We start from the raw sequence: 26,663 nt of genomic DNA, 5'->3' as shown, positions 1-26,663 counted from the left end.
CCGTTATCGTTCAAAATTTGTATATGAGAACTTTATCATAGGAGAGAACTGAGTGCAATGTACTTTATGCTCGTTTTCGCTGCTTCGCCCCTACAATATATGGCCTAAGTGCATCATCAGACATCGGGAAACGAATAAAGACGCGCATAAATGCCTTCGGGAAAAACGGAATAAGCGGCCACATATATGGAACTTTCATTGGGCGCAATGCACATAAGTATGAGAAAATAATAAACAGTGCGATAAAGAAGCCGTTTGCTTCAAATAACGCTGTCATAATTAATAAAAAGATACGGAAAACTTTAATCGAAATGCTCAGCTCGTAGTTTGGAATAGCAAAGGTGAAAATAGCAACAATCGCTGTATATAAGACAACCTCGCTTGAAAAAAGCCCAACATCAATCGCAATTTGCCCAATGACAATCCCCGCAATTAAGCCCATTGCGGTCGAAAGCGGGGTGGGCGTATGAATAGCGGCAATCCGCAAATACTCAATTCCTAAATCGGCAATTAAAATTTGCAGAAATAGCGGCACTTCTGAGGATTCTGCTACACCTAAAAAAGAAAGTGAATCCGGTAATAGATGACTTTCCTTCGCAAATAAATACCATAATGGCAGCAGCACTAAGCTCAAAAGCGCTGCCAGATAACGTAAAAGGCGCATCATTGAACCAATAAGTGGCGCTTGGCGATATTCCTCAGCGTGCTGTAAAAAATGGAATAGCGTCACAGGCATTAGCATGACAGATGGCGATGTATCCACAATAATCGCAATATGCCCCTCCAGTAAATGCGCCGCTACAATATCAGGGCGTTCCGAATAGCGAACAAATGGAAGTGGATGGAATTTTTGCTTAAATAACCATTCTTCCAATGATTTATCCGCCATCGTCAAGCCATCATGGTCAATTAATTGAAAGCGCTCCTGCAACCAGTGCAGATGCTCGTCATTCACTAAATCTTGCATATAGCAAATCGCCACATCTGTTTTGCCAAGCTTGGACACTTGCATCAACTCAAAGCGTAAATCTGCACTGCGAATTCGCCGACGAATCAGTCCTGTATTTTGTATAATATTTTCCGCAAAGCCATCACGTGAGCCACGAATCACCTTTTCATTATCAGGCTCTTCAGGATTGCGCCCTGGATACTTGCGAAACTCTGCGCAATAGCAATGACCATGCTCTGTCACAAAGCCGATTCTACCGCTCAGCACCCCTAATAGAAAATCTTCAATCGTTTCGACAGGCTCTTTGCCATGATAATTAAAATGCGCATCAAAATAGGCGGGCTCATCCTCAATATGCTCTCGTTCCTCAAACTGCAATTCAGCAAGCATATTTGTCAACGTTTCACTATCTACCAGTCCTGAAATATAAACAGATAGCACTTCCATATTGCGCACAAAAATCGGCTTGATGCAAACATCAAACGATTTCCCCTCACCTAAAGCCTGTCGTAAATACTGTTCTGCCTGCTCTAAAGTTGTAAAAAGCTGGTTCGTCATTTTTTCACTGCCTTTTTCGTCGTTGTCACATCCATCCACTGCTTCAACTGTGCTAATATTTTTTTCTCTAAGCGCGATACTTGCACTTGGGAAATACCGAGACGCTCTGCGATTTCCGTCTGCGTTAAATCCGCAAAATAGCGCAAATAAATAATGGATTGCTCCCGCTTATCAAGCTTTGTCAGCATTTCCTTCAGCGGAATATATTCAAATGGCAGCTGTGATTTTTCATCATACATTTGATCCATCAATGTAATCGAATCACCATCATTTTCAAATAACTGCTCATGTAAGGAGGCAGGATCACGCATCGCATCTGTTGCTACAAGTATGTCATCCTGCGTTACCCCTAAACGCTCCGCTAATTCTGAAATAGATGGTGGCTTTTCATTTGTTTTCATATACTCCTCTGTCGCATGGCGAATTTTATAATTCAATTCGCGAATGGAGCGACTGACCTTCACCATGCCATCATCTCGTAAAAAGCGCTGAATTTCGCCGATAATCATCGGTACCGCATATGTTGAAAATTTCACTTCATACGACAAGTCAAATTTATCAATCGATTTCATCAAGCCAATACAGCCGATTTGAAATAAATCTTCAAGCTCCACGCCGCGCGATGAAAAGCGCTGGACAATCGACCATACCAATCTTGTATTGCCCTCAATCATTCGTTTCCTTGCATCGATATCCCCTTGCTGCGAATGCTCAATCAATACTCGCATCTCTGCCTGCGTCAACAACACTTCTGAAGACTTCTCGATTGTCCTCACCCCTTTACATGACTGACGCATGTGCCGATGATATTTTTTTCGTAAATGTCACACTCGTTCCTTCACCTTCAACTGATTGCACAACAAGCTCGTCCGCAAAGCTTTCCATAATCGTGAAGCCCATGCCAGAGCGTTCTAAAGCAGCCTTCGTTGTAAATAAAGGCTCCATTGCCTGCGCAACATCACCAATACCTTTTCCATAGTCTTGAATACTTACTTGTACCGTGTCGCCAATCAATGTCGCACGTACTGTCACAACGCTTTTGCCATCCTCCTCATAGCCATGAATAATCGCATTGGATACCGCCTCTGAAATAATCGTTTTCAGCTCTGATAGCTCGTCCACTGTCGGATCTAACTGTGAAATAAAGCTCATAATCGCCATTCTTGCTAAGCTTTCATTGTCACTCTTTGCAATAAATGATAATGTCATTTCGTTATCCATGAACAATCCCCCTTATATGTGAAATAGCTGTCGGTTCATCTGCCTGCATCATATAAGATGCAAGCCCTGAAAATTGAAATATTTTCTGCATTGTCGCTGAAGGATTCAAAATGAGTATTTGACCACCTACGATGCTGAGCTCGCGCATCCTCCCTAAAATTAAGCCAATACCTGAGCTATCCATAAATTGTAAGCCCGCTAAATTCCAAATTAATGTCGTCACCTGTCCCTGCATAATGGTCTTCGAAATTTGCGCACGAATTTTTTCAGTCTCATGATGCCCAAGCTCCCCATACAATCGAATAATCGCAATTTGCTCTGGGTACATCGAAATTTCATAATTCATAATGCTTCGCCTCCTCGTCTAACGCTAATTCCACGACGAATAAGCTTTTCCTTCACACCTGACAAAACTAGTGACACTTCGCTAAAACTAGTGCCTATACGCCAAAGTATGGGAAAATGCGTAGGATTTTAAACATCGATTGCTGGTTATTCTACGTTTTTGAAAGTTTTTTCTACGTTTTCGGGATTTTATTCTACGTTTTTTTAGAATTATTCTACGTTCACACTAAAAAACACCTATAAAACCGAAGGAAATTCCGATTTTATAGGTGCCTTGAACTATTCATATTTGCCAATCATCCTTAATTTCACATCATGCCTACCTATCCGATAAGATTCTGCCTCTGAGGAAACTAAAATATCTAATTTATACCCTTTTATTGCCCCGCCGGTGTCTAAAACGATAGCTTGAAATGTTTCATTAGGCGGTTGAATTTCTACAATTGTCCATAAAGGAACGATATTTGTATCAGCTGCAATAATTCGATATTCATCATAATAAATGGATTTTCTCACATCGACCCCAGCTGCTGAAACACCGCTACAGCCATCACAATCTGGGCCGTAATAACTAGCATTAAATGTCATCCATTTACTTTTTTGTTGCTCTTGTTTTAATCTTTCTGCTTCTTTACTTGCTATCTCTTGTAACTTTCTTCTTTTTGTATGCTCAATTGCACTCATTTTAGCTAATTCATATTCTTCCCTTTTACTTTGTTCCATCATTCTTTGTCTATGTATTTCTTTCACTTGATTTTTAACATTTATGTATTGTTCATGCTTATTGATTATTTGCAGAGGAGGAGATACTTGCGTTACATGAGCCGCTTTTAAATTGATGATAAACCATCCCCACCATACTAAAGAAACTACAATTGAGTTAATTTCATAATTTCAATCCCTTGTCTGCCAAGGGTTTCAAGACAATAAAAAACGGGCACCTCCCCAAAATGGTATAATTTAAGTGGAAAAACGAAAATTATCCAAGAGGTGAATGCCCTATGACTATTGTAAAGCAAATGCGTCTATTTGACATCCATGAATTAATGGAAATGGAAAGTTCTCGTCGTTTCGATGCGATTTTAGCCACATTCGACTTACAACCGATCTTTCAGCTATTTCGTAAAAAGACGATGTATGGCGCACCACGAGAATTAAACTACGGTGCGATGGTGCAGTCACTTGTCATTCGGATTGTCGAGCGTATTCCAACTGTGAAAGATTTGGTCAAACGGTTGAAATATGACATTCTATTTCGTTTAGATTGCGGTTTTCTGCTCTCTGACTTTATTCCTTCTGAAGCCTCTTATTCACGTATGGTCAACGTGATTAGTGATTCGGATGCTTTCTACAAATGAATGATTAGGTAATTTAAGCCGCTTTCACAGAAGGCTTTTTAAATGATGCGCATATCACAGAAGATGCGACACATTTCCAAGCACGTGACGCAGCGAAGCCGACCGTGAAAAAGGAAAAAACACCGAAGAAACACGGACGTAAATCAAAAGAAGAGCGCGAAGCCTGGCTGTTAGAACAAGCAGAAATCGAAGCGAATCAATCCACGTATGAAAAGAAAATGGAAACGCAACTCACCGTGCCCACTGCGACACTTTTACAAGACATGCCGATTGAACCACGGTGGGGCGTAAAGAAAAATAGTGACGGTAAAAATACATTTTGGTTTGGCTATAAAGCACACTTAGCGGTCTCAACGAAAAGACAGTACATTATCGCAGGCATCATGTCTTCGGGTAATTTAAGCGATAGTAAGGCAGCGATTCCTTTACTCAAAAAGGTAGCGGATATTTTACCGAATCAGTTCACCACAGCCATTTTAGACAAAGGGTACGACTATGAGCCCATTTACCGACACATTTTGAATCAAGGAATGAATCCCGTCATTCCTTACGTAAAACGGAACGAACCGGAGTTACTAGGCTTTGACGAACATTTCCGTCCAACGTGCGTGCGCGAACATAGCTACTGTTACGATAGCTTCGACAAGAAATATCAAAGCTTAAAATTCACACGCCCAAAGGAATGTGCAACTTGTCCATTACGTGACGATTCACTGTGCCAAAAAGTCTTTAAAATCAAATGTGAAACTGACATCCGTAAATATACGTATCCAGCAAGAGGCTCTGATTTATGGAAGCAACTCTATAAAGAACGCTCGGCTGTCGAACGAGTAAATGCCTATTTAAAAGAGTATTTTCAATAGTGGCTGAAGCATTAATAACGGTAACAAAGCTCCTAGAAAATAATGAGGATGTCATGTTTTACGTTTATGGCACTTATTTGAATGACAGGGAGATGGATTAAATGGCTGATTTTATTTGTCCTGTAAAGGGCAATGTCAGGCTGACCTCTCCTTTTGGCTGGCGAATGATTGCTGGAAAGCGAGAGTGGCATCAAGGGGTGGATTTAGCCTCTACTGGCAAGGTTCCTATTTATGCGAGTGCTGATGGTGTCGTCATTAAAGCACAGCCGTTAAGCACTTATGGTAATGTTGTGATGATTCGCCATAGGATTCATGGAAAAAGAATGGATACGAATTATGCACATCTTGATTCTTCTTGTGTAAAAGTTGGTCAAAGGGTGAAACAAGGCGAGCAAATTGGCATTATGGGCAATACAGGTCGCTCCTATGGTGTACATCTACATTTTGAAATACATAATGGTGAATGGAAAATCGGGCAGCCGAATGCAGTAGATGCGATGAAATATATTCATTTAAACGATGGAAATGGAGGTTTAACAATGTCACAATATAACGAGCTCAAGCAATTAATTGCTGCGCAGGATGCCAAAATTAATCAGCTAGCCTCTGAGCTACACAGCAAGGAAAATAAAATTCAGCCACGTCAAGCGTCAAGCTCACATGCAGAGGCATGGAAATGGGCAGAACAAGAAGGCTTACTGAATGGGCAGAATCCTGAGAAATTTGCTAATCGTGAACAGTTAGGTAGCATTCTTAAACGCTTTTATGATAAATTTATTCGTTAATATATCATAAAAATAGTCACCAATCATGATGATTCGTGACTATTTTTCGTACTATTCGATTTCAAATGCAGTTAAGGCTCTATCTAATAGGATTTTATAATCAATATCGTTATTAAAGCCTAATTCAACTAACAAGTCTCCTTCTGCTATCATATCTCCTTGTTTTTTATGCAAGATGATATATGCATCATAATCTAATGGAGATTCCTTCGTTTTTCTACCTGCACCAAGCTCAACAGATATTTCACCGATTGTTTTAGCGTTTACTGATTTGATTACGCCTGCTTTATTACTGTTTTGCTTGTACACATGCTTTACTTGTGGAAATGCGATATCGTCCACAGCTCCACCTTGAGAAGCGATCCACTCAGAAAACTTCGTTAATGCTTTTTTGTTATCGCATACTTCTTTTACTTTTTGAAGTGAGCTTTCAAGCGATTCCTTTGTTGCCATGCTGTACATTTTAGCTGCTATTTCTAAAGATTTTTCATATAGGTCTTTATTGTTATTCATTGTATGGCTTAATAGCTCTTGCACTTCAAATACCTCTATTTTATTGCCAATTGCATAGCCTAGAGGGTTGTTCATATCGCTTAGCTCGTATTGAACATCTCGTCCAAAGGAGCTGCCGATTTTCGCCATTTGCTCTGCTAAAACCTTCGCTTCTTCCTTCGTTTTCATGAAGGCACCATTGCCATATTTCACGTCTAAAACAATGCCATCAGAGCCACTTGCAATTTTTTTACTCATAATAGAGCTCGCAATTAATGGAATAGAATCAACTGTGCCTGTCACATCTCTTAAAGCATATAGCTTTTTATCAGCAGGACATAAATCCTTCGATTGACCAGATACTGCAACGCCGTATTTGTTCACATTGTTAATAAATTCTTCTTCAGATAGCTCCACATTAAATCCTTTAATCGATTCTAGCTTATCGACAGTTCCGCCTGTAATACCTAGACCACGCCCACTAAATTTAGCTACAGGTATTTCAAGTGCTGCTAAAATTGGTGCAACCATTAACGTGACTTTATCCCCTACGCCTCCAGTAGAATGCTTATCAACCTTAAAGCCTTCAATGCTTGATAAATCAATGATATCACCAGAATTAACCATTGCTTCAGTTAAATAAAAAGTTTCTTCATCTGACATGCCATTTAAGCGAATTGCCATTAATAAAGCGGAAATTTGATAATCAGGTATATCACCATTCGTGTAACCTTCGATGATATAATTAATCTCATCTTTTGTTAATGCTTCATTAAACTTTTTCTTTTCGATGATTGCTACAGTGTTCATCTATTTTCTCTCCTGACATTGTTATTTCAGCTCTTGTAAAAAGCTTTTCCCAAACTTAGGTGCTGCGATGTTGAAATTATCGGCAATCGTTGCTGCGATATCTGCAAATGTTTCGCGTAATGGCAGCTCAGCTCCGCCATTAAAGCGTGGTGAATAAACGATTAATGGCACATATTCGCGCGTATGGTCTGTACCTGGGAACGTTGGATCGTTACCATGATCAGCTGTAATAATTAATAAATCGTCTTCGCCTAATTGTGCTAACACCTCTGGCAGACGACGATCGAACTCCTCTAGCGCTTCACCATAGCCGATTGGATCACGGCGGTGACCGAAGTTAGCATCAAAGTCCACTAAATTTAAAAAGCTCATGCCATGGAAATCACGCTGTACAACCTCAACCATTTTATCCATGCCATCCGTATTATTTTTCGTACGCACAGATTCTGTAACGCCATCACCATTGAAAATATCTGAAATTTTGCCAATCGCAATCACATCTAAGCCTGCATCCTTCATTTCAGCCATCGTTGTGCGACCAAATGGTGTTAATGCATAGTCATGACGATTTGATGTACGCGTAAAATTACCTGGTTCACCAATGAATGGACGTGCAATAACGCGACCTACTAAATATTCAGGCTGCAATGTTAATTCACGTGCAATCTCACAAATTTTATAAAGCTCATCTAATGGGATAATTTCTTCATGTGCTGCAATTTGCAAAACTGGGTCAGCAGATGTATAAACAATAATTGCACCTGTTTCCATATGCTCCGGTCCAAAATCATCAAGTACCGCTGTACCACTAGCAGGCTTGTTGCATAATACTTTACGGCCTGTGCGTTCCTCAAGTTGTGTAATTAATTCTTGTGGGAAACCGTCTGGATATACTTTAAAAGGCTTATCAATGTTCAAGCCCATAATCTCCCAATGCCCTGTCATCGTATCTTTTCCTACAGAGGCTTCTTGCATCATGCCATAATAAGCTTTTGGCTCAGCAGCCTTTGCAATACCTTGTAGCTCACGAATATTAGATAAGCCTAAGCCCTCCATCGTTGGCATCGTTAAGCCATTCATTTTTTCAGCGATATGACCTAATGTATGTGAGCCAACATCACCAAATTTATGCGCATCTGGTGCTTCACCAATTCCTACTGAATCCATTACAATTACATGTATTTTTTTAAACGCTTCCATTTTACACAACCTCCTTTTCATTCTATATATAGTTTACCAAAAATATAAAAAAAATAAAGGTCAGACATCTGAACTTATGCACGTGGATGAAATTGCTTATATACTTCAGACAATCTTGTCTTGCTAACATGCGTGTAAATTTGTGTTGTTGAAATATCAGAATGTCCTAGCATTTCCTGTACCGCGCGCAAATCTGCTCCATTTTCGATTAAATGTGTGGCAAATGAATGGCGCAAAACGTGTGGTGTTAATTCATGCTGAATCTTAGCTGTCTGTGCATGCTCCTTTAACAGCTTCCAGCAGCCTTGCCTCGTCAGCCTTTTTCCTCGGCGATTAATAAACAATGCATCGGTTTTTGGATATTTCCCTTGTAAATCATAGCGTGCCCTTCCTAAATAGTTTTCACACGCCTCAATTGCACCACGACCAAGTGGAATAATTCTTTCCTTGCCACCCTTACCAAAAACGCGCACAAAGCCCATCGTTAAATGAATATCATTAATATCAAGCTCAATTAGCTCACTAATGCGCATCCCTGTTGCATATAGCAGCTCTAACATCGCCACATCGCGAATGCCTTGAGGCTTTGAGCAGTCTGGTGCTGCGATTAGTGCATCGATTTCTTGAATCGATAAAACCTTCGGCAGCTTTTGCTCTAATTGTGGCATTTCTAAATGCACAGTTGGATCGGTTGTCGTTATCTTTTCCCGTAATAAAAACTGATGAAACGAACGAATCGAGGAAATATGGCGCGCGATTGTACGCGGTGTTTTTCCTGCTGCACGCAACGCCTCTAAATGTAATAAAATCGTTGCACGTGTTACCTCATTAAAGGATGGTAGCTGCTGTGCCTCTACAAATGCTGCGTAGCTCGCTAAATCGCGCTCATAGGAAACGAGCGTATTATCAGAAAGCTGGCGCTCGACACGAATAAAATGAATATAATCTGAAATGGCATCCTGCAATACATTCATACTGAAAAGTTCTCCTTTCTAGCAGAAATGAAAAACGAGTAGCTTATATGCTACCCGCTTTACTCTTTTGAATCCTCATCGCCATGACATCGCCAACAAATTCCATGGAACGTTAGTCGATGGTCTTTAATGATAAAATTCCAACGTTTTTCTACTACTGCTTCTACATCTTCTAATAAATCTTCTTGAATTTCATCAACTGCACCACATTCTATGCAAACTAAATGATGGTGGAAATGAGCAGCACCTTCTTGTCTAAGGTCATAACGAGATACACCGTCACCGAAATTAATTTTATCGACAATTTTCAGCTCCGTTAATAATTCTAACGTACGGTATACAGTTGCTAAGCCTATTTCAGGCGCTTTATCCTTTACTAGCAAAAAAACATCTTCTGCGCTTAAATGATCTTCCTCATGTTCAAGCAGAACGGCCACTGTCGCTTCACGCTGTGGCGTCAACTTATAGCTAGCACTATGCAGTTGTTTTTTTATACGATCAATACGGCTCTCCATGTGACGCCCTCCTAAACTCTTTTCATTATACCAAATGAGCGAAAGAGCTGACAAGTTAATGATTTTTAAAGAGACTTTTTCAAGCATATTTGAAAAAATCCCGACACAATTATACTACATATTGCTTTCTCTACTAAATCTATTTAAAAACATAGGATATAACGAGTATTTCCAGCAATGCAATTACACCAAATAATAGTATAATTGCCCCCATTCGTCTATATGTCGCATTACCCTTCTTTGCAAATCGCATCGGTCTTTTCGTTGAAATACTTAAACAAATCATTAGTAATAGTACACAATAAACAAATTGAAAAGGAAACCACCATATGCCATATGCAAGCAAGGATTGCTGCTGTGTTAACAAATACATCGAGCTAAACCCTAAAAACGTTGCTCGCAGTGCAATTAACCATTTTGCTACAAATGCACAAAACGGATGTGTCGCAAATAATAAAACAATCGCTATTGCAAAAGCAACGGGTAAAATTGTTTGAATGATACTCGGCTCTTGTTGCTGTAAAATACGTCCGTCCATCAATTGAATAAGTGCAATTGCCTGCTCTAAGTCAAATAAATAGAAGCAAGCAACGCCGCTTAGAAATCCGATGACAATCATACTTGTTAATTGTATTATAATGCTTGTCCGCAAATTTCAGCCTCCTTTTACAACCAACTTATGCTAGTCCAAGGCTGATATGCGAATTATTTTTGATTTTTCCACCACATCACAGCGTATGCTGTTTTCGCATCATAAATGGCGCCGCTTGCCATCATTGCTTCCGCTTCCTGCAAGGTGATTTCCATTAATTCAACAAATTCATCATCGTCAAGTGCTGCTTTTTCCTGCACTGGTGTTAGTCCGCGTGCAATGAATAAATGGATTACTTCATCAGCAAAGCCTGGTGAAGTCGCAAATGTTTGTAAATATGTAAGCTCCTCACAAGCATAGCCTGTCTCCTCCTCCAGCTCTCTACGTGCCGTTGCTGCGGGCTGTTCTCCTGGTTCTAATTTCCCTGCTGGAATTTCAACAATTGAGCGCTCTAGCGCCTTGCGGTATTGCTCGACAACAACTAATTTTCCTTCTTCAGTAAATGCGATAACCGCCACTGCCCCAGGATGATTAACAATTTCTCGCTTTGCTGTTGCACCATTAGGTAGCTGTACATCATCGACCTTTAATGAAATAACTCGCCCTTGAAAAATAGGCTGTGATGTAATTGTTTTCTCTTGAAATTTTTTCAAAGCTATTCGCCTCACTTGTCGCATAAGATAAATTCATTGTAACATTAGAACAAGAAAGGTGTGTATGCTATGAAAAAAAGAACGCTAGGAAAAAGCGAGATTGAAATTTCTGAGCTGAGCCTTGGTTGTATGTCATTGCCCCTGAATATAAATGAAGCAAAGCCCATTGTAGACACTGCTATTGATGCAGGTATTAACTATTTTGATACAGCAGATTTATATAATCAAGGCGACAATGAACGCATCATTGGTGAGATTTTAAAGCCACATCGTCAGCAGCTTATTCTGGCAACAAAGGTTGGTAATCGTTTTGAAAAAGGACAGGAAGGCTGGTCATGGGATGCCTCAGCAAGCTATATAAAAAATGCGGTGAAGGATAGCCTACAGCGCCTGCAAACAGACTATATCGATGTTTATCAGCTACATGGCGGCACAATTGAAGATAATTTAGATGAAGTTATCGCTACATTTGAGGAATTAAAAAAAGAGGGACTTATCCGTGCTTATGGCATTTCCTCAATTCGTCCAAATGTCTTTCTACCATTTGCTGAAAAGGGACAGGCTGTCAGCAATATGATGCAATACAGCATGCTTGACCGCCGCGCGGAAGAATGGTTCCCAGCACTTTCAGCAAATGGTGTTTCTGTTGTCACACGTGGCTCCATCGCGAAAGGGCTACTAACAAAGGAATGGCGCACACGCTTGCAAACCTATATGAGCTATTCACAGCAAGAGCTAGAAACGCTATTATCTAGCCTTGAGGAGCAATACGGCTCATTACATAGCTTAGCAATCGCCTTCAACTTGCAGCATCAAGCAATCGCCTCCACTGTTATCGGCGCAAGCTCAAAGCAACAGTTGCTTGAAAATATTGCTGCATACGATGCAATAAAAAATTTACCCGCTCTTGATACTGTTGAGGAGCTGCTAAAGAAGGACCTCTATACAGAGCATCGATGAAAAAATATATTTTTCTCGTTATTGTAGCACTATGCATTGTTGCATTTGCTTCTAATATGAGCTATAAGCAGCAAACGATTGTACCAGAGCTACGCGTGTTATTAGCTGATAAGCCTTTTGAAGAAACGCTTAGCCTTTTAAAAATTCCTTATTGGGGTACGATTATTTCTGTAGAATCAAGAGGCTATTTTTACTTTGTGGAATTTCTCGTGCGCAAGGCAACCCATTTCATTGGCTTCGGCATTGTCGGTACCATTCTTTATTTATTTTATCGCAAGCTCGCATGGCACTTTCCTTCACTGCTTGCGATTGCCACCATTTTTGTCATCGCCTCACTTGACGAGCTAAGACAATCCTTTTTACCAGGGCGCACAGGCGTTTTTTCAGATGTGCTGCTTGATAGCTTTGGAGCGGTTGTTTTTATTATGGTGACAGCGATGATGACAAGAAAAAAGAGAGCTACCTGAAAAGATAGCTCTCTTTTTTCTATATTAAAATTTCGAGCCTTTATCACCGTATTGCTCTAGCAATTCCTCAAAGCTCATATTTTTCTCGCGTTGCTTGCGTTCAAAGACCAGCCGTGCTTGACGCTCCTCTTCAGCAGCCTGTTCTTTATCAACTAACGCCTGTTTTGTTGCCTTTAATTTTGCTAGCACATCGCCACCAAGTTGGTCCTGCAATGTTGGTGCTTTTTCTTGTACAGGTTTTTGCTGTGCCGCTTGCTTTTGACCTGTTTTCTTTTTCGCCATGTTATTCACCTACCATATTTGCATTTCATATTATTTTATCAAATTTAGGTTAGGATTTATAGCGGAAGGGGGATATCTGCGCTTTTCTTTGAGTTATCTGCGAATTTGCGTCAGTTATCTGCGTTTTCACAGCACTTATCTGCGAATTTTCCTAAGTTATCTGCGAAACAGCTTCATTCCTTAAAAGAAATCAAATATTTCCTTCCTCTATTTTCCCCCTCAAAAGAAAAATCGAATTTTTTTAACAATCGCCTCGCTGCATACAATGAATCTATATGAACAAATCGCCTAAATTCCTCATTTGTAATCCATTCATTCACCAACAAGCCATAATCGTGCAATGCTTGCTGTAATAAAGTCCCATCATCCTTTATAGCACAAGATAGGCAGATAAAATAACCGCGTTCGAATTGCATCTGCACATCACATTGCTCACAAAGCACACCTGTGCGTATTTTAGATTTATCAATATTTACTTGTGGCTTTACAATAGCTTGCATTTGTCTTAATTGATGGAGCATAGCGTGAAGCTCTTTTGAGGTTACTTGTGGAGTATAACTTGATAGAAGCTTTCTTACATGAAATTCTAAGCCACTGCTATGTAGAACTGGCTCGTGTGGAGGCATTCGCCCAATAATAGTTTTCGGATGTGCGAGGACTACCGCATATATAATAGGAAATGTCGGAAATTGCTGCTGAAGCATGCGTTGATGACGTCGCACTTGATCAAGTGGATTTCGAAAACCTTGGATACTTCCGTCTTCTAATGTGCGTGTAAATTGATGGCGTGTCTCATCAAAATCAATTCGTCCTGCAATATTTTTTATTTCAATAACCAACAAAAATTTATCGCAAAGAAAAATCGTATCGATTTGATGGGAGGTTGTTTGAAAATCATGGAGTAAAAAATGGGGTTCGTTCAATTGCATATCGTGCCAGCTACGGTCAACATAGTGTTCTCCAGCTATGCCATACTGCACGCGGTTTAATTCTTCTTTAAACTCTGTAAAACCGCGACGCACTGCTGCTTCAAGTAGAGTTACTTTCATAGACTTTTTACGTGGCAAAACAATCATGTTATTCCTCCTTTTTAATCAATTACGCCTTGGCGTAATTGCGTCGGGATTTTGCATTGTGCAAGCACAATGGACTCCTTTCAAAATCCCTGACATCCGCCAGAGGCTTTATTAGGATTCAGTGAGTGTTTGGACACCCACTGAATGAAGGGTAATCTAAGTATTCATTGCACCACCTATAAAAGTGGGTGTTTTCTACTGAATCATAATAAATTATACCTATATTTCACCAATAAAAAAAGACGCCCGAATCTTCATTCAGACATCTCTCCTTATTATTTACCTTGAACTTTATTCATTTGAGCCATCATTTGACGGACTTGCTTTTCAGACGGTGTACGTCCCATTTGAGCCATCATAACACGAATCATTTGTTCATTTATCGGTGGATTTTCTTTCAAGTACTTCATCATATATTGACGTGCAAGGAAGAAGCCTAATGCCACCCCAGCAATTAAAGCAACAACTATTCCAAGAATCCATGCCCACATCGTTAAACCAACCTCCTCCATTACCTATCTCCTGAGAAAACTCTCCACAAAGCATTATACACTACTTTATTTATGCTTTCTATTGTTATTTATCTTAATTCATATAGAAGCATCTTTGCAATGCTAGCTAAATTTTATAGTCTTACTCCCCCTCAGCCTCAAGACCTAGCAAAAGATACATTTACAGGTCGTTATCTAAAATGCGAACTTGCTTTAACATAAAGGTATCAACAAAAGGAGGACAACAAAATGAAAAAATTCTTTTACTTTATCGGAGGCGCTATCGCCTTTATCGTTGCACTATCATTACTAGGGCCGATGATTGGCTTGCTACTGTCAGGCTTGCTTGTTGCAGCAGGTTTACATTACTACACAAAATCAACATCGGTGTTTGGCAAAATTATGAGTGGCACATTAGCATTGATAGGCTTCCTAACAGCTGCATCTAACATTCCAGCATTTATCGGCTTAATCGCGATTGTTGCATTATACTACATCGCAAAAAACTGGAAAAAAGATTCAAACGTTGTGGAAGCAAGCGACGATCCATTTAATAACTTTGAAAAAGAATGGGCAAAATTATCTAAATAAGAGGAGAGAACAATTATGACAAACTTATTCACACGCTTTAAATATCAATTACAGGCAGATTTACATGATTTCTTTGATAAAAAGGAAAGCAAAAACCCTATTGCCTTGTTAAATCAATACATCCGTCAGGCCGAGCAGCAAACGGAGCAAACAGGCAAGCTACTTGCACGTCAAGGGCAGCTAAAAAAAGAGCTTGAGGCACAATTAAAAGAAACAGAAACAATGCTAGCAAAGCGCGAGCAACAATTGCAGCTTGCAACAATTAGCGGCGAGGAAGATTTAATTATTTTCGCACAAGCGGAGGTAGAAGCCTATACTGCACGTAAAATGGGCTTACTTTCAAGCATCGATGTATGCACAGCTGAATACTTTGAATTAGAGCGCAAATTTGAAACAATGAAGCACAAAATTAAAGATATGAAAGTACGTCAGCTACAGTTAATGGGCAAGGAAAATGTAGTACGTGCACACCACCAAATGGATAAAGTCTTGCACAATCAAGATACAAGCAATTTTGAAGAGCTTTCAAGCTACTTTGACAATATTGCGACAAAAATTGACCATAAATATGAAGTGACTACATTTGAATCGCGATTAGCTAAACTTGAAAAAGAACAAAAGTTAATTACAACTAACGAAGAACCACAAAATCATGCTATAGTAGAATAGCCATAATTGGAGAGGGTACACTATACATCCTCTCCCTTTTATCTTGCGTCAGCTGATGTCTGTACATCAGCTGACGCAAGATAAAAACTTTGAAAGGAGGCCGCCTTTATGAAACGACTCACTACAGATCAATTTACTTTTTTTCTATTAGGCCTATTGCTCGTTATGTTAATAGAGCTTTCACTATTTCATAATGGCACTGTTTTTTTATTATTTTTCGGTATTATTTCTGTTTATTTTGGCATTAACAAACGCCGTAAATTTTTGCTATGGACAGGTGCCTTATTTATTCTTATTGCCCTCTTCACATTATGGAGCTTAAGACTATATTTTATCGTCCTCATTGGCTATTTAATTTATAAGCAATTAACAAAAGATGAAGTAACAATTGAAGTAACAAATCAAGGATGGACTTCCTCCACAACGAAAAATAAATTAATCGAAACGATGGCTACATCGACAGAGCCTTATAAATGGGAAGATGTACTTTTAAAGCGTTTCATCGGTGACGTTGTAGTTGATACAACACAAACGATTTTACCTGAGGGCAAATCGGTCATTACAATTCAACAAGCAATCGGTAAGGTGCATATTATTGTGCCATATGAGGTGTCGATTCGTTTGCACTATACAACAGTGTATGGAGAAGCAAGCTGCCTGCATGAGCCGCCAAAGCGTCTCTTTAATGAAAATTTAAAATTTGAAGATGGGCAAATCGATCATAAACGCCTATTAGTTATTAATGTTTCAACATGGCTTGGTGACGTGGAGGTGACACGCGCATGATTGGATTTATTTTTCGCATTTTTGTCATCTTCGCCCTTTTAGCCTCCATGTCATTTGGCTTTTTTATCTTTATTTTAGGTGAACCAACCGAACCGACGTGGCGCTTCTTTGTTGATGAAAAGCTTGGTGAAGTACCAATTGTTTTCACGATTGTCAGCATCATTTTAACGATTGCTGTTATTATTAGTATGTGGATGTCTGCATTAACTAAAACACGTGAAATCTCGACAATTCGTACAATTAATAAATTGAGAGACCCTGAATTTATGCCGCTACAAAAACGCGGCATCTCTCGTTCTATGAAAAAAGCGATTAATGAGGCCGGTGCCTTAATCGAATCACAAAGAGCTGCTTTACAGCGTTTATCCAATGAAAAAGCAGAAACAAATGATAAAATTGTACAAGAAAGATTAATTGAGGAGCGCCAGCGATTAGCACGTGAATTACATGATTCTGTGTCGCAGCAGTTGTTTGCTGCCTCTATGCTGCTCTCTGCTTTAACAGAGCAGGAGGAAAATGCACAATCAAAGCGCCAGCTAGAGCAGGTGGAAAAAATTGTCCAGCAAACACAGCTAGAAATGCGTGCACTGCTTTTACATTTACGTCCTGTTGCACTACGCAATAAAACATTAGCAGAAGGCTTAAATGATTTAATTCAGGAGCTACAGCAAAAGGTCTATTTCCATATTGAATATAAACTAGAGGAGATCGAGCTAACAAAAGCAGAGGAAGACCATCTTTTCCGTATTGCCCAAGAGGCGCTTTCTAATACGCTGCGTCATGCAAAGGCAACCGTTGTTGAGCTACTATTTGTCGCGCGTGATGACTATGCCATTTTACGTATTCAAGATAATGGTAAGGGCTTTGACAATCAATCCGATAAAAGCACCTCATATGGCTTGAAAAATATTGCAGAGCGTGCTGTTGAGATTGGCTGTCTTTATAAAATTGTCTCCGTTCCTAATGAAGGGACAATTGTTGAAGTGAAAGTTCCTAGAAAGAAAGGTGAGCAGCTTGATTAAAGTATTACTTGTAGATGACCATGAAATGGTGCGTATCGGTGTAGCAGCCTACCTATCTGCACAGCCTGATATAGAGGTTATTGGCGAAGCAGAAAATGGCTTAGAGGCAATTGAAAAAGCATTAGCTTTACGTCCTGATTTAATTTTAATGGATAATGTGATGCCTGTTATGACAGGTGCAGAAGCAACTGAAAAAATTTTAAAGGAATGGCCGACTGCTAAGGTAATGATGGTAACAAGCTTTTTAGATGATGACAAAGTATATCCAGCTTTAGAAGCAGGCGCAGTAAGCTATATTTTAAAAACATCGAATGCCAAGCAAATCGCGGATGCTATCCGTAAAACGATGGATGGCGAAACGGTATTAGAGCCTGAGGTGACGACAAAAATGATTTCTCGCATGCGTGGTGGCACGACTGCCCCACTGCATGAAAGCTTAACAGAGCGTGAAATGGAAGTGCTGCTTTTAATGGCAAAAGGAAAGGCTAATCAAGAAATTGCAGACGAATTATTTATCGCTTTGAAAACCGTGAAAACCCATGTCAGCAACATTTTAAGTAAATTAGATGTGCAAGACCGCACACAGGCGGTCGTCTATGCATTTCAAAATGGGCTTGCAAAATAATATAGCTGTTACTAATAGCCTTACTACAATTGATATTGTAATAAGGCTATTAAATATTAGTTAAAAGTTCATATCTTATTAATTAAGACGTAAGAAATTTTTCTTTAAAGATTGGACTAAGCTCACTCCATACATCAAATTTATTATCATCTAAATCATAAAAAACAAAATTTCTTCCAGCGTGTCCCCTATCTTCAATCTCTTCAACTCTAATTTCATTTTGCTTAAAATCTTTGTGTATTGCTTCTAAAGCATTTAATCCATTCACTTCAAATGTTAATGAAAAACGTTCATTTCCATAAATATCAAAGAAATTAGCACTTTGATTTTTATCAGACTTCACAAGAAAAATGCTTTGATTAGCAAAATTTAAAATAGCTTTGTCTTGATCCTTATAGCTTAACTCTGCGTTTAATTTTTTTACATACCAATCAGAAGAGAGGTCTACATTCGTAACTGGTATATATGTTGTTCCTATCCTTAATAACTTTTCGCCCATTTTTTGTCTCCTTTCATACCTTCAAAAAACTCGCTCCTGTAAAGCGAAACACTTTTTATATTCTGAAACTAAAGAATTGTGGTTTATACTTTAAGCTTTAATAGGTAAATAAATCTGTACTTCTTCATCCCCGTCCTTTCTTGGATGATATGTCTCGATAATATAAGAATCGAGATCCCTTTGATAGCCTTGTTGTTGTGACCACTTCAATAAATTTAAATGAAGTTCTCCTAAACTAGATATATGCCCCCTTGTCGTTATGTAGCTTTTATTTACTTCAATATATTCCATTCCTATTGGTATTTCATTTACCTGCTCATTCACAATTAGTCCTACATAATTCATATCGTTTATCATGATTCAGTAGAAAACTATAAATGCGCTTATAAGTACGTACAAAAACGCTCGTATAACCATGTACATTTTTGCTCACCAATGTATATTACAACTTTACTTGGAGTGGCGAGCATGATAGCCTTTTTCGGCTAGCCAGCCCTTGTATTAGCTGGGTTTTGGCTGCCGATTCATGCGAGTAGAGGTCTCCAAGTCAAGTTGTAATTATTCATACACATGAATAGAGAAGTACATTTTGAGCGAAAGTGTACATGCTTAGACAAGCAAAAATGTACATCTCGATGCGGACATTTATAGAAAACACCTACTTCTATAGGTGGTGCGATGAATATTTAGATTACCCTTCATTCAGTGGGTGTCCAAACTACCCACTTAGAAAGAGGAACTCAGTCTACGAGCGCCACGTCACGCGCGCAACGATTGAGTGACCAACATCATGTTGCCCCAAACCCTCCGACGCAATTACGCCTCAGCATAATTTCTGCAACTGTTATTCAACCAAACCTTTGCTTCATGTAATATAAATTAAGGATGAAAAAGTAGTGTTTCGCTACCTTTGCATATGTCTATTGATAAACCCCTAATAAACTATAGAATATATAAAATTAGTTATTGCCTCTCTTATAAATAGTTAATAGTAGCTTTCACCTTAAAACCTCGTTGGTTTGAAGTTTAAGGGGCCTATCATCTTATTTTTTAATAACTTTATTGCAAGTAAACAGCTTTATGTCAACGCTTCTCTTATTTGCTAGGTTGTACATAGTCCAAATACTGCGCTTTTGTTAGACCACCATAATGCATATTAAATGTATCAAAATCAAGCTGTTCCATATTAAAGAATTCAAATGCCATCTCATAATTTTTCTGATCAAAAGGGCTATGTCCAAACCTTACCCCATTGCTAACTCCATGCTGAAGATTGTAGTAGTCCAATGGGATACCTTCCTTTGCAATCGTCGCTAACCCCCAACTAATTCGTGAAGAATGGTCTTCAAAATAAAGTGATGGACCAAATCCAAATGGCAGCTCGATATCCGCTTCCGTTAATTGCTTGTTACCGATAAATGGGTATTGCCCTCGCATAAATTGGTCATCCATCACAATTTGGCAGCCTTCATAAAACGGCAATTTCGCTATTTCTTCTAGTGATAAATCTTTCTCTGTTTCAATATGATAAACTCTTACAAAAAGAGGAACTGTCATCAAGTCATGCCAAATACTTTCCTTCGAAAACATCCCATCTTTTCTCATTTTCGTTACATCCCCAATTACAACGATATAACCATGTGTCGTCATTGAACGCTCGACTTTAAAAACATCCCCTACTTTTATTTTATGGCGCTTTAGCTTTGTAAAGAGCTGTTCTAGCTTTTCCTTAGAGGTAGATGGTGGAGATGTAATAAATTGCGTTAATCGCTCTTCAACTTGTGCTAAATTTTCTGCATCAAAACGAGGAATTGGTAATGATCTTTTCGTTTCAACATGCTCCAAATCGATATAACCTTTATTATTGTATACACTATATTTAAATAGCAACATCCCATCATAACGACTATACAAACTAGGATATGTTAGCTTTTTTTCTTTCCCCCGAGCCGTTTTCGGTAAAATATATTGTCTATCTCGTGTAGCAATCGAGATATCCTTTTCCAAATAGGCGTTTTCAGTTTGGTCAATGCGTTTTACTATAATGTCACCCTCGAAATAAATTGTACACTCTGGTGACAATTGCACCATATCCCAAAAATCTTGAATAGGCTGTAATCTAAAAAATGCCCGTTTTTCATTGGTCATCCACATACAATCCCCCCTTAAATTTAGATTAGTTTAGAAAAAAGGCTGTCTAGAAAGAATCAATCATTTCTAAACAGCCTAAAATTAAGTTAGCTTATTTTAAAAGCTTAAAAACACTGCAATAAAAATACAAGTAGCTATCAGAAAAACTTTGCGTAATAGTCTTTCTATATTTTATGAATAGTTTATAGCGCTTTTACTTTATTTACTACGTTTTCAACAGTGAAGCCGAATTTTTCGATAACTAAATCGCCAGGTGCTGATGCGCCAAATGTGTCGATACCTAGTACATCACCTTCTAAGCCAACATATTTATACCAGCTTTGTGTTGCACCCATTTCGATTGCTAAACGCTTCGTAACAGTTTTTGGTAATACAGATTCTTTATAGTCTGCATCTTGTTGGTCAAATGCAAATGTTGATGGCATTGACACGACTGATACGTCGACACCTTCAGCAAGTAATGCTTTTTGTGCATCTACTGCTAGAGAAACTTCCGAACCTGCAGCAATTAAAATTGCATCAGGTGTTGCCTTTGTTGCAGGTGATACAACATAGCCACCACGTGCTACACCTTCAGCAGCTAATTGTGCTGTTGTGTCTAACACAGGTAAGTTTTGACGTGACAATACTAAAGCCGTTGGTGTGTTTGGCGATAAAATCGCTTGCTTCCAAGCTTCTGCTGATTCATTTGCATCTGCTGGACGAATTACATTTAAGTTTGGCATTGCACGTAATGAAGCTAAGTGCTCCACTGGTTCATGTGTTGGGCCATCTTCCCCAACAGCAATTGAGTCATGTGTAAATACATATGTTACTGGTAAGCCCATTAATGCTGATAAGCGTACTGCTGGACGAACATAGTCAGAGAACACGAAGAATGTTGCACCAAATACGTTTAAGCCGCCATGTAATGCCATACCATTTAACGCTGCTCCCATCGCAAACTCACGCACACCGAACCAAATATTGCGACCTGCATAGTTTTCTACTGAAAAATCGCCTGCACCTTTGATTGTTGTTTTATTTGAGCTTGCTAAGTCTGCACTACCGCCGAATAATGATGGTAGTTTTTTCGCTAAAGCATTAATGACATCACCAGAAGATGAGCGGGTAGCTACTGATTTTCCTGCTTCATACACAGGTACTTCAGCTGCGAAATCTGCTGGTAAGTCACCTGCCATTGCATTTTCAAATTCAGCTGCTAGCTCTGGATATTTAGCTCGGTAAGCTTCAAATTGTTCATTCCAAGCTTGTTCTGCTGCAACACCTTGACGCTCTGCCGCCGCTTTAAATGTTTCATACACTTCTTGTGGCACGTTAAATGGCTCATGATCCCAACCATAATGTGCTTTTGTTAAAGTTGCTTCATCTGCGCCAAGTGGTGCACCGTGTGAATCTGATTTACCGGATTTATTTGGTGAACCATAGCCAATTACTGTTTTTACTTCAATTAAAGTTGGCTTGCCCTTTAATTGCTTAGCTTCTTCAATTTTAGCGTTTAGCTCTGAAATATCATTTCCATCGTCTACACGCAAATAGTTCCATCCGTATGATTCAAAGCGCTTTTGGACATTCTCTGAAAACGACATGCCTAATTCGCCATCTAATGAAATATCATTGCTATCATAAAGTACGATTAATTTTTCTAATTGTAAGTGACCTGCTAATGAAATCGCCTCAGCAGCTACACCTTCCATTAAATCCCCATCACCACATAAAGCATATGTGTAATGATCTACGATTTTATGCTCATCTTTATTGTATTTAGCCGCAAGGTGTGCTTCAGCCATTGCCATACCCACAGTCATTGCAATCCCTTGTCCAAGTGGTCCAGTTGTTGCTTCAACACCAGCAGTATGACCATACTCTGGGTGACCAGGTGTTAATGAGCCCCATTGACGGAAGTTTTTAATTTCTTCCATCGGTAAGTCATAGCCACCTAAATGTAATAAGCTATAAAGTAACATAGAGCCATGACCAGCAGATAATACAAAACGGTCACGGTTATACCAATTTGGATTTTGTGGATTATGGCGTAAATGCTGTGTCCATAGTGTATAAGCCATTGGAGCTGCCCCCATCGGTAAACCAGGGTGGCCAGAATTTGCTTTTTCAATTGCATCAATTGATAATGTGCGGATTGCATTAATTGCAAGTTGATCCGGAGTTTGAGTCATTTTTGACATCCTTTCTCGTGCTAAATAGTCTACTTTTATAGTGTAGTCAAGAACGTTAAAGAAAACAATGGTTAGTAGCTGTTTTCTTTGAAATTCATCATACTAAATGTACTATTTTGTAAATTTCGGATTTTGTACTGAATCATGATAACATTAGTTTGGAAAATCCCTCTGCTTTTTAATATTTTTTATTTTATCTGGTGTAACATCATTGCCTTCTGGATCAACAATTTTTACATGCTCAATCGTATCACGCATCGTTGCACGGAATGTATCTAAATATTCTTTACGAAGTGCTGTACGCTCCTTGGCTTCTGCCTCTGTCAACGTACCTTCCTTCGCTTTTTTTGCGAGTGTATTAATTCGAGTTAATTTTTGTTTTGATAACATATTTTTCTCACCTTTCTAAAACTCCATACTACAAAGGTATGAGAAAAAAACGTAAAGCGCAAGTGATTTACCTTGCGCTTTACGTTTTGAACAAACTACTCACATCTCATGTTCTTCTTGATATTCCTTAAAGCGACGATGAACTGTTGCTTTACTCACATCGAAGCCTAACCCTCTCAATGTTGTAGCAATTTCTTCGAACGTGAAGCCTTTTGTACGCAGCTTTATAACTTCCTCAATCGGTATATCAATTCGTGCGCGTCCTTCGATATTGCCTCTATTCTTTAAATTATTTTCTGGACGATAGCCGTTATTGACTGCACGGCGCATGCCACGTCGAATTTTAGCATTATGTAGCTTACGTTGATATTCCTCTACTATTGCTAAAATTTCTAGCAGCATTGTATCCATTTCATTTAATGAGATAGGCCCAGCATCATTTAAGGTTAGAACAGACACACCCTGCTTTTGTAAAAGATGCAATACAGCTACACGAGCATTGCCACGCCCTAATCGTGTTTCATCTTGTATAAACAATGCTTTAATATTGTTTACTTTCATGTAATCTAACATGTCTAATAATCCTTCACGCTCCACATCAAAGCCACTCTGCTGATCCTCAAATATTGCTACTATATTGTAATTTAATTTGTTGGCATATGTTTTTAACTCTTCTTTTTGTCTTGCAAGAGATGTATGCTGTGTCGATTTCTCAGTGCTTACTCTTGCATATATAACTGCCGCTTGTCTAACCATTAGTTTTTATTCGCCACTTCACGCGAATGGCTATCCTCACTTAATTGATTTGCATTTGCAATGATCGAACGCTTTTCTATTGGAACTAGTAACTGCTGTCCACTTACTATTTTTTCATCCGTAAGATAATTTGTTTTTTTCACAAAGCCAATCCATTGCTCTGTTGACATTTTGCCTCGATATTGTTCAGCCAAAGACCATAGCGTATCTCCATGAGCAATAACAATTTCCTCATATTGTTCAATTTCTTCATCTGTAATTACTAGTATTGAAATGACAAACAGCGTAAATGCAACAAAAATTGCAATATAATTATTTTTTTTCAACCAATTCATATTTAACTCCTCCTAAATAAATAGAATATCCGTTCGGAATATATGTTCTTATAATAAAACGAACAAACGTTTCTTGTCAATATTTTTTTCGAACTAACGTTTGCTTTCTGTTTTCTCTTTTGTTATACTAAAAACAAGAAAATTTGTTCTACCAATTATGTGTTATTTAAGGCTTTATTTTAGTTCAGTAGGCTTTCTACATATGCTGAGCAAGACTAACTATAGTTCCCTCTCTTTATATTTAGAGAGGCAGGATATTTTACTAAAAATTAAAAGAGGTGAGTGAGTTGACAAAAGTATCAAAACGCCAAGAAGCAATTTTAGCTTTTATTAAAGAAGAGGTTAAGTCAAAAGGTTATCCACCGTCAGTTCGTGAAATCGGAGAAGCAGTCGGTTTAGCATCGAGTTCTACTGTGCATGGACATTTAGCTCGCTTAGAAAGCAAGGGACTTATTCGACGTGATCCAACAAAGCCACGCGCAATTGAAATTTTGGATACTAGCGATAATGATATTGAACAACAAGGCGTTATCCATGTCCCGTTAATCGGTAAAGTAACAGCTGGACTTCCTATTTCTGCCATTGAAAATATTGAGGAATATTTCCCGTTACCTAACTCCTATGGCTCTGCTGAAGATCAACTGTTTATGCTTGAAATTATGGGTGAATCAATGATTGAAGCAGGTATACTAGATGGAGATTATGTGATCGTAAAACAAAAATCGACAGCCAATAATGGTGATATCGTAGTAGCAATGACAGAAGATAATGAAGCAACGGTTAAACGCTTTTATAAAGAAAAAACGCATTTCCGTTTACAGCCTGAAAACTCTTCAATGGACCCAATTTTAGTGAATCAAGTAACGATTTTAGGTCATGTTGTTGGACTATATCGTAAAATCCAATAAATGAAAAGCGGAGCTACCCATCTTTGGGCAGCTCCGCTTTTTAGCTAGCATAGCTTTCGAATAATTACATTGTGGAAATAAAGAAGAATATTTGAGGTGAAATGAATATGAAGAAAAATCACTAAAAAGCTTGCTAGTGAGGAATTAATGCTATTTTATATAACAAATAAAAAATGTGCATGTTCAACAATGATTGATAATTTCTCAAAAATAGCCCATTTCAATAATTAATAGCATGATTTTTGTGGATTTTTAAATAAAATTGGCGATTTCCTATGAAATTTTTCTTCTATTAATGGATGCTGTACTTCAGCAAATATTTTAACAAAACAGCAAAAGTGTCCGAAAAGGAGGTTTAATATACCTCTTTTCAGACACCCATATACCTTTTTATTATTTACATGCTTCAATAAATGCTTTAAAAAGTTTAATAGAATGCTCATCACCAGATGGTGCCATTGCCTCTGGATGCCATTGTACCCCAATACAAAATGGATGTCCTTCATGTTCAACCGCTTCGTTGATGCCATCTGCTGCAACACCTGCAACGACTAATCCTTCTCCTAGCTGATCAATTGCTTGATGATGGAAGGAATTTGTGCGGACTTGCTCCACATCAAAAATAGCATGAAGCTTTTCTCCATTAATTTTAACTGTATGTGTTGCCTCATCTCTTAAAGAAGCTTGCACATGTGCAATTGATTGCTCCGATTGTGATGGAATATCTTGAATTAACGTACCGCCAAATGCGACATTCAATACTTGATGACCGCGACATATTGCCAATATCGGCATATTGCGCTGAAAGGCATTTTGTACAATGGCTAAATCACTGTTATCTCGTTTTGTATGAAACATACCTAGCTTTTGATGCGGCTCTTGCCCATATAATTGCGGGTTGACATCATGTCCCCCAATTAATAGTAGACCGTCTACTTTATTTAATACTTGCTCCACATCATATGCATCGAGATGTGGAATGCATAAAGGAATTCCTCCAGCTAGCTCTACAGACTGTATGTATGTTTCATTTATTTCTAGTTTTTTATCACCTGTATGCATCGTTACCCCGATTATTGGCTTCATTATTACATTCTCCTCACTTGTAAGTTATTACTATTATCATATGCTAGTTATTTGCAGTGAGCAACGTAATTTTTAGA

The 26,663-nt window shown here is 38.6% G+C and carries 33 protein-coding genes; 11 read left to right on the top strand and 22 right to left on the bottom strand.

Annotated elements, in window-relative coordinates; all coding sequences use genetic code 11:
• Positions 1 to 64 precede the first annotated feature (64 nt).
• The 5 genes from M3Z76_RS05790 to M3Z76_RS05770 all read right to left on the bottom strand — a co-directional run bounded on the left by M3Z76_RS05790 (position 65) and on the right by M3Z76_RS05770 (position 3,823).
• Positions 65 to 1,507 (bottom strand): spore germination protein, encoded by a 1,443-nt coding sequence (locus M3Z76_RS05790; protein WP_293921172.1) that lies wholly within the window; start codon positions 1,505 to 1,507, stop codon positions 65 to 67.
• Positions 1,504 to 2,304, bottom strand: coding sequence for a SigF/SigG family RNA polymerase sporulation sigma factor (locus M3Z76_RS05785; RefSeq protein ID WP_406601060.1), 801 nt, complete (start codon positions 2,302 to 2,304; stop codon positions 1,504 to 1,506). The genes M3Z76_RS05790 and M3Z76_RS05785 overlap by 4 nt, the downstream gene beginning before the upstream one ends.
• On the bottom strand, positions 2,288 to 2,728 hold the full coding sequence (gene spoIIAB / locus M3Z76_RS05780) for an anti-sigma F factor (RefSeq protein ID WP_293921176.1): 441 nt from the start codon (positions 2,726 to 2,728) through the stop codon (positions 2,288 to 2,290). The genes M3Z76_RS05785 and spoIIAB overlap by 17 nt, the downstream gene beginning before the upstream one ends.
• Entirely contained in the window at positions 2,721 to 3,074 is a 354-nt protein-coding gene (locus tag M3Z76_RS05775) for an STAS domain-containing protein (RefSeq protein WP_293921178.1), read from the bottom strand. The genes spoIIAB and M3Z76_RS05775 overlap by 8 nt, the downstream gene beginning before the upstream one ends.
• A gap of 278 nt (positions 3,075 to 3,352) precedes the next feature.
• Positions 3,353 to 3,823 (bottom strand): 3D domain-containing protein, encoded by a 471-nt coding sequence (locus M3Z76_RS05770; protein WP_293921180.1) that lies wholly within the window; start codon positions 3,821 to 3,823, stop codon positions 3,353 to 3,355.
• Between the two features lie 251 nt (positions 3,824 to 4,074).
• Between M3Z76_RS05770 and M3Z76_RS05765 the strand changes: the two genes are divergently transcribed.
• The 3 genes from M3Z76_RS05765 to M3Z76_RS05755 all read left to right on the top strand — a co-directional run bounded on the left by M3Z76_RS05765 (position 4,075) and on the right by M3Z76_RS05755 (position 6,079).
• Entirely contained in the window at positions 4,075 to 4,431 is a 357-nt protein-coding gene (locus M3Z76_RS05765) for a transposase (RefSeq protein ID WP_293921182.1), read from the top strand.
• 104 nt (positions 4,432 to 4,535) lie between these two features.
• Positions 4,536 to 5,294: a transposase gene (locus M3Z76_RS05760; protein ID WP_293921184.1), complete on the top strand. Its 759-nt coding sequence runs from the start codon at positions 4,536 to 4,538 to the stop codon at positions 5,292 to 5,294.
• 101 nt (positions 5,295 to 5,395) lie between these two features.
• On the top strand, positions 5,396 to 6,079 hold the full coding sequence (locus M3Z76_RS05755) for a M23 family metallopeptidase (RefSeq protein ID WP_293921186.1): 684 nt from the start codon (positions 5,396 to 5,398) through the stop codon (positions 6,077 to 6,079).
• 51 nt (positions 6,080 to 6,130) lie between these two features.
• Here the strand turns inward: M3Z76_RS05755 and M3Z76_RS05750 are convergent, their stop codons facing one another.
• The 6 genes from M3Z76_RS05750 to M3Z76_RS05725 form a co-directional block, all read right to left on the bottom strand.
• Positions 6,131 to 7,381 carry a thymidine phosphorylase gene (locus M3Z76_RS05750; RefSeq protein ID WP_293921188.1) on the bottom strand — a complete coding sequence of 417 codons (1,251 nt, stop codon included), beginning with the start codon at positions 7,379 to 7,381 and terminating at the stop codon, positions 6,131 to 6,133.
• 21 nt (positions 7,382 to 7,402) lie between these two features.
• Complete coding sequence (gene deoB / locus M3Z76_RS05745; RefSeq protein WP_293921190.1) at positions 7,403 to 8,581, bottom strand: phosphopentomutase; 1,179 nt, start codon at positions 8,579 to 8,581, stop codon at positions 7,403 to 7,405.
• A gap of 74 nt (positions 8,582 to 8,655) precedes the next feature.
• Entirely contained in the window at positions 8,656 to 9,555 is a 900-nt protein-coding gene (gene xerD, locus M3Z76_RS05740) for a site-specific tyrosine recombinase XerD (RefSeq protein WP_293921191.1), read from the bottom strand.
• 59 nt (positions 9,556 to 9,614) lie between these two features.
• Positions 9,615 to 10,070 (bottom strand): ferric iron uptake transcriptional regulator, encoded by a 456-nt coding sequence (gene fur / locus M3Z76_RS05735; RefSeq protein WP_293921192.1) that lies wholly within the window; start codon positions 10,068 to 10,070, stop codon positions 9,615 to 9,617.
• 139 nt (positions 10,071 to 10,209) lie between these two features.
• Positions 10,210 to 10,722 (bottom strand): hypothetical protein, encoded by a 513-nt coding sequence (locus M3Z76_RS05730; protein WP_293921193.1) that lies wholly within the window; start codon positions 10,720 to 10,722, stop codon positions 10,210 to 10,212.
• 53 nt (positions 10,723 to 10,775) lie between these two features.
• Entirely contained in the window at positions 10,776 to 11,315 is a 540-nt protein-coding gene (locus M3Z76_RS05725; RefSeq protein WP_293921194.1) for an NUDIX domain-containing protein, read from the bottom strand.
• A gap of 69 nt (positions 11,316 to 11,384) precedes the next feature.
• Between M3Z76_RS05725 and M3Z76_RS05720 the strand changes: the two genes are divergently transcribed.
• Together M3Z76_RS05720 and M3Z76_RS05715 are read left to right on the top strand one after the other, a co-directional pair.
• Positions 11,385 to 12,275 carry an aldo/keto reductase gene (locus M3Z76_RS05720; protein WP_293921195.1) on the top strand — a complete coding sequence of 297 codons (891 nt, stop codon included), beginning with the start codon at positions 11,385 to 11,387 and terminating at the stop codon, positions 12,273 to 12,275.
• On the top strand, positions 12,272 to 12,742 hold the full coding sequence (locus tag M3Z76_RS05715; RefSeq protein ID WP_293921196.1) for a VanZ family protein: 471 nt from the start codon (positions 12,272 to 12,274) through the stop codon (positions 12,740 to 12,742). Before M3Z76_RS05720 ends, M3Z76_RS05715 begins: the two co-directional genes overlap by 4 nt.
• 24 nt (positions 12,743 to 12,766) lie before the next feature.
• On the opposite strand, the gene M3Z76_RS05710 is transcribed toward M3Z76_RS05715, so the two are convergent.
• From M3Z76_RS05710 to M3Z76_RS05700, 3 genes are all read right to left on the bottom strand, one after another.
• Positions 12,767 to 13,024: a YqkE family protein gene (locus tag M3Z76_RS05710; protein WP_293921197.1), complete on the bottom strand. Its 258-nt coding sequence runs from the start codon at positions 13,022 to 13,024 to the stop codon at positions 12,767 to 12,769.
• A 173-nt stretch (positions 13,025 to 13,197) separates the two neighbouring features.
• Positions 13,198 to 14,100, bottom strand: coding sequence for a nuclease-related domain-containing protein (locus M3Z76_RS05705; protein ID WP_293921198.1), 903 nt, complete (start codon positions 14,098 to 14,100; stop codon positions 13,198 to 13,200).
• 275 nt (positions 14,101 to 14,375) lie between these two features.
• On the bottom strand, positions 14,376 to 14,612 hold the full coding sequence (locus M3Z76_RS05700) for a YneF family protein (protein ID WP_293921199.1): 237 nt from the start codon (positions 14,610 to 14,612) through the stop codon (positions 14,376 to 14,378).
• Between the two features lie 228 nt (positions 14,613 to 14,840).
• Between M3Z76_RS05700 and M3Z76_RS05695 the strand changes: the two genes are divergently transcribed.
• From M3Z76_RS05695 to M3Z76_RS05675, 5 genes are all read left to right on the top strand, one after another.
• On the top strand, positions 14,841 to 15,182 hold the full coding sequence (locus M3Z76_RS05695; protein WP_293921200.1) for a lmo0954 family membrane protein: 342 nt from the start codon (positions 14,841 to 14,843) through the stop codon (positions 15,180 to 15,182).
• A 15-nt stretch (positions 15,183 to 15,197) separates the two neighbouring features.
• On the top strand, positions 15,198 to 15,851 hold the full coding sequence (locus M3Z76_RS05690) for a PspA/IM30 family protein (RefSeq protein ID WP_293921201.1): 654 nt from the start codon (positions 15,198 to 15,200) through the stop codon (positions 15,849 to 15,851).
• Between the two features lie 108 nt (positions 15,852 to 15,959).
• Complete coding sequence (gene liaF / locus M3Z76_RS05685; RefSeq protein ID WP_293921203.1) at positions 15,960 to 16,637, top strand: cell wall-active antibiotics response protein LiaF; 678 nt, start codon at positions 15,960 to 15,962, stop codon at positions 16,635 to 16,637.
• Complete coding sequence (locus tag M3Z76_RS05680) at positions 16,634 to 17,659, top strand: sensor histidine kinase (RefSeq protein ID WP_293921204.1); 1,026 nt, start codon at positions 16,634 to 16,636, stop codon at positions 17,657 to 17,659. Before liaF ends, M3Z76_RS05680 begins: the two co-directional genes overlap by 4 nt.
• A complete protein-coding gene (locus M3Z76_RS05675) occupies positions 17,652 to 18,284 on the top strand; it encodes a response regulator transcription factor (protein WP_293921206.1) in 633 nt (210 codons plus the stop codon). Before M3Z76_RS05680 ends, M3Z76_RS05675 begins: the two co-directional genes overlap by 8 nt.
• Positions 18,285 to 18,366: 82 nt before the next feature.
• Here the strand turns inward: M3Z76_RS05675 and M3Z76_RS05670 are convergent, their stop codons facing one another.
• The 7 genes from M3Z76_RS05670 to yneA all read right to left on the bottom strand — a co-directional run bounded on the left by M3Z76_RS05670 (position 18,367) and on the right by yneA (position 24,592).
• Positions 18,367 to 18,783 carry a VOC family protein gene (locus M3Z76_RS05670; RefSeq protein WP_293921207.1) on the bottom strand — a complete coding sequence of 139 codons (417 nt, stop codon included), beginning with the start codon at positions 18,781 to 18,783 and terminating at the stop codon, positions 18,367 to 18,369.
• Between the two features lie 90 nt (positions 18,784 to 18,873).
• On the bottom strand, positions 18,874 to 19,107 hold the full coding sequence (locus tag M3Z76_RS05665; protein WP_293921208.1) for a hypothetical protein: 234 nt from the start codon (positions 19,105 to 19,107) through the stop codon (positions 18,874 to 18,876).
• 771 nt (positions 19,108 to 19,878) lie between these two features.
• Positions 19,879 to 20,937 carry an immunity 26/phosphotriesterase HocA family protein gene (locus tag M3Z76_RS05660; protein ID WP_293921209.1) on the bottom strand — a complete coding sequence of 353 codons (1,059 nt, stop codon included), beginning with the start codon at positions 20,935 to 20,937 and terminating at the stop codon, positions 19,879 to 19,881.
• 179 nt (positions 20,938 to 21,116) lie between these two features.
• A complete protein-coding gene (gene tkt, locus M3Z76_RS05655; protein WP_293921210.1) occupies positions 21,117 to 23,111 on the bottom strand; it encodes a transketolase in 1,995 nt (664 codons plus the stop codon).
• A 153-nt stretch (positions 23,112 to 23,264) separates the two neighbouring features.
• Entirely contained in the window at positions 23,265 to 23,501 is a 237-nt protein-coding gene (locus tag M3Z76_RS05650) for a DUF896 domain-containing protein (RefSeq protein ID WP_293921211.1), read from the bottom strand.
• Positions 23,502 to 23,600: 99 nt separating this feature from the next.
• Positions 23,601 to 24,257, bottom strand: a complete 657-nt coding sequence (locus tag M3Z76_RS05645; RefSeq protein ID WP_293921212.1) for a YneB family resolvase-like protein — start codon at positions 24,255 to 24,257, stop codon at positions 23,601 to 23,603.
• Positions 24,257 to 24,592, bottom strand: coding sequence for a cell division suppressor protein YneA (yneA, locus tag M3Z76_RS05640; protein ID WP_293921213.1), 336 nt, complete (start codon positions 24,590 to 24,592; stop codon positions 24,257 to 24,259). The genes M3Z76_RS05645 and yneA overlap by 1 nt, the downstream gene beginning before the upstream one ends.
• A 287-nt stretch (positions 24,593 to 24,879) precedes the next feature.
• Here yneA and lexA point away from each other — a divergent pair, with 287 nt between their 5' ends.
• Entirely contained in the window at positions 24,880 to 25,500 is a 621-nt protein-coding gene (gene lexA / locus M3Z76_RS05635) for a transcriptional repressor LexA (protein WP_293921214.1), read from the top strand.
• Between the two features lie 393 nt (positions 25,501 to 25,893).
• Here the strand turns inward: lexA and M3Z76_RS05630 are convergent, their stop codons facing one another.
• Positions 25,894 to 26,586: a gamma-glutamyl-gamma-aminobutyrate hydrolase family protein gene (locus M3Z76_RS05630; RefSeq protein ID WP_293921215.1), complete on the bottom strand. Its 693-nt coding sequence runs from the start codon at positions 26,584 to 26,586 to the stop codon at positions 25,894 to 25,896.
• Between the last annotated feature and the right edge of the window lie 77 nt (positions 26,587 to 26,663).

The organism is Metasolibacillus sp., from assembly GCF_025291715.1.
Classification (GTDB): domain Bacteria; phylum Bacillota; class Bacilli; order Bacillales_A; family Planococcaceae; genus Metasolibacillus; species Metasolibacillus louembei.
The sequence above is the reverse complement of the archived record's forward strand: the minus strand, read 5'-3'. Positions and strand labels throughout refer to the sequence as shown.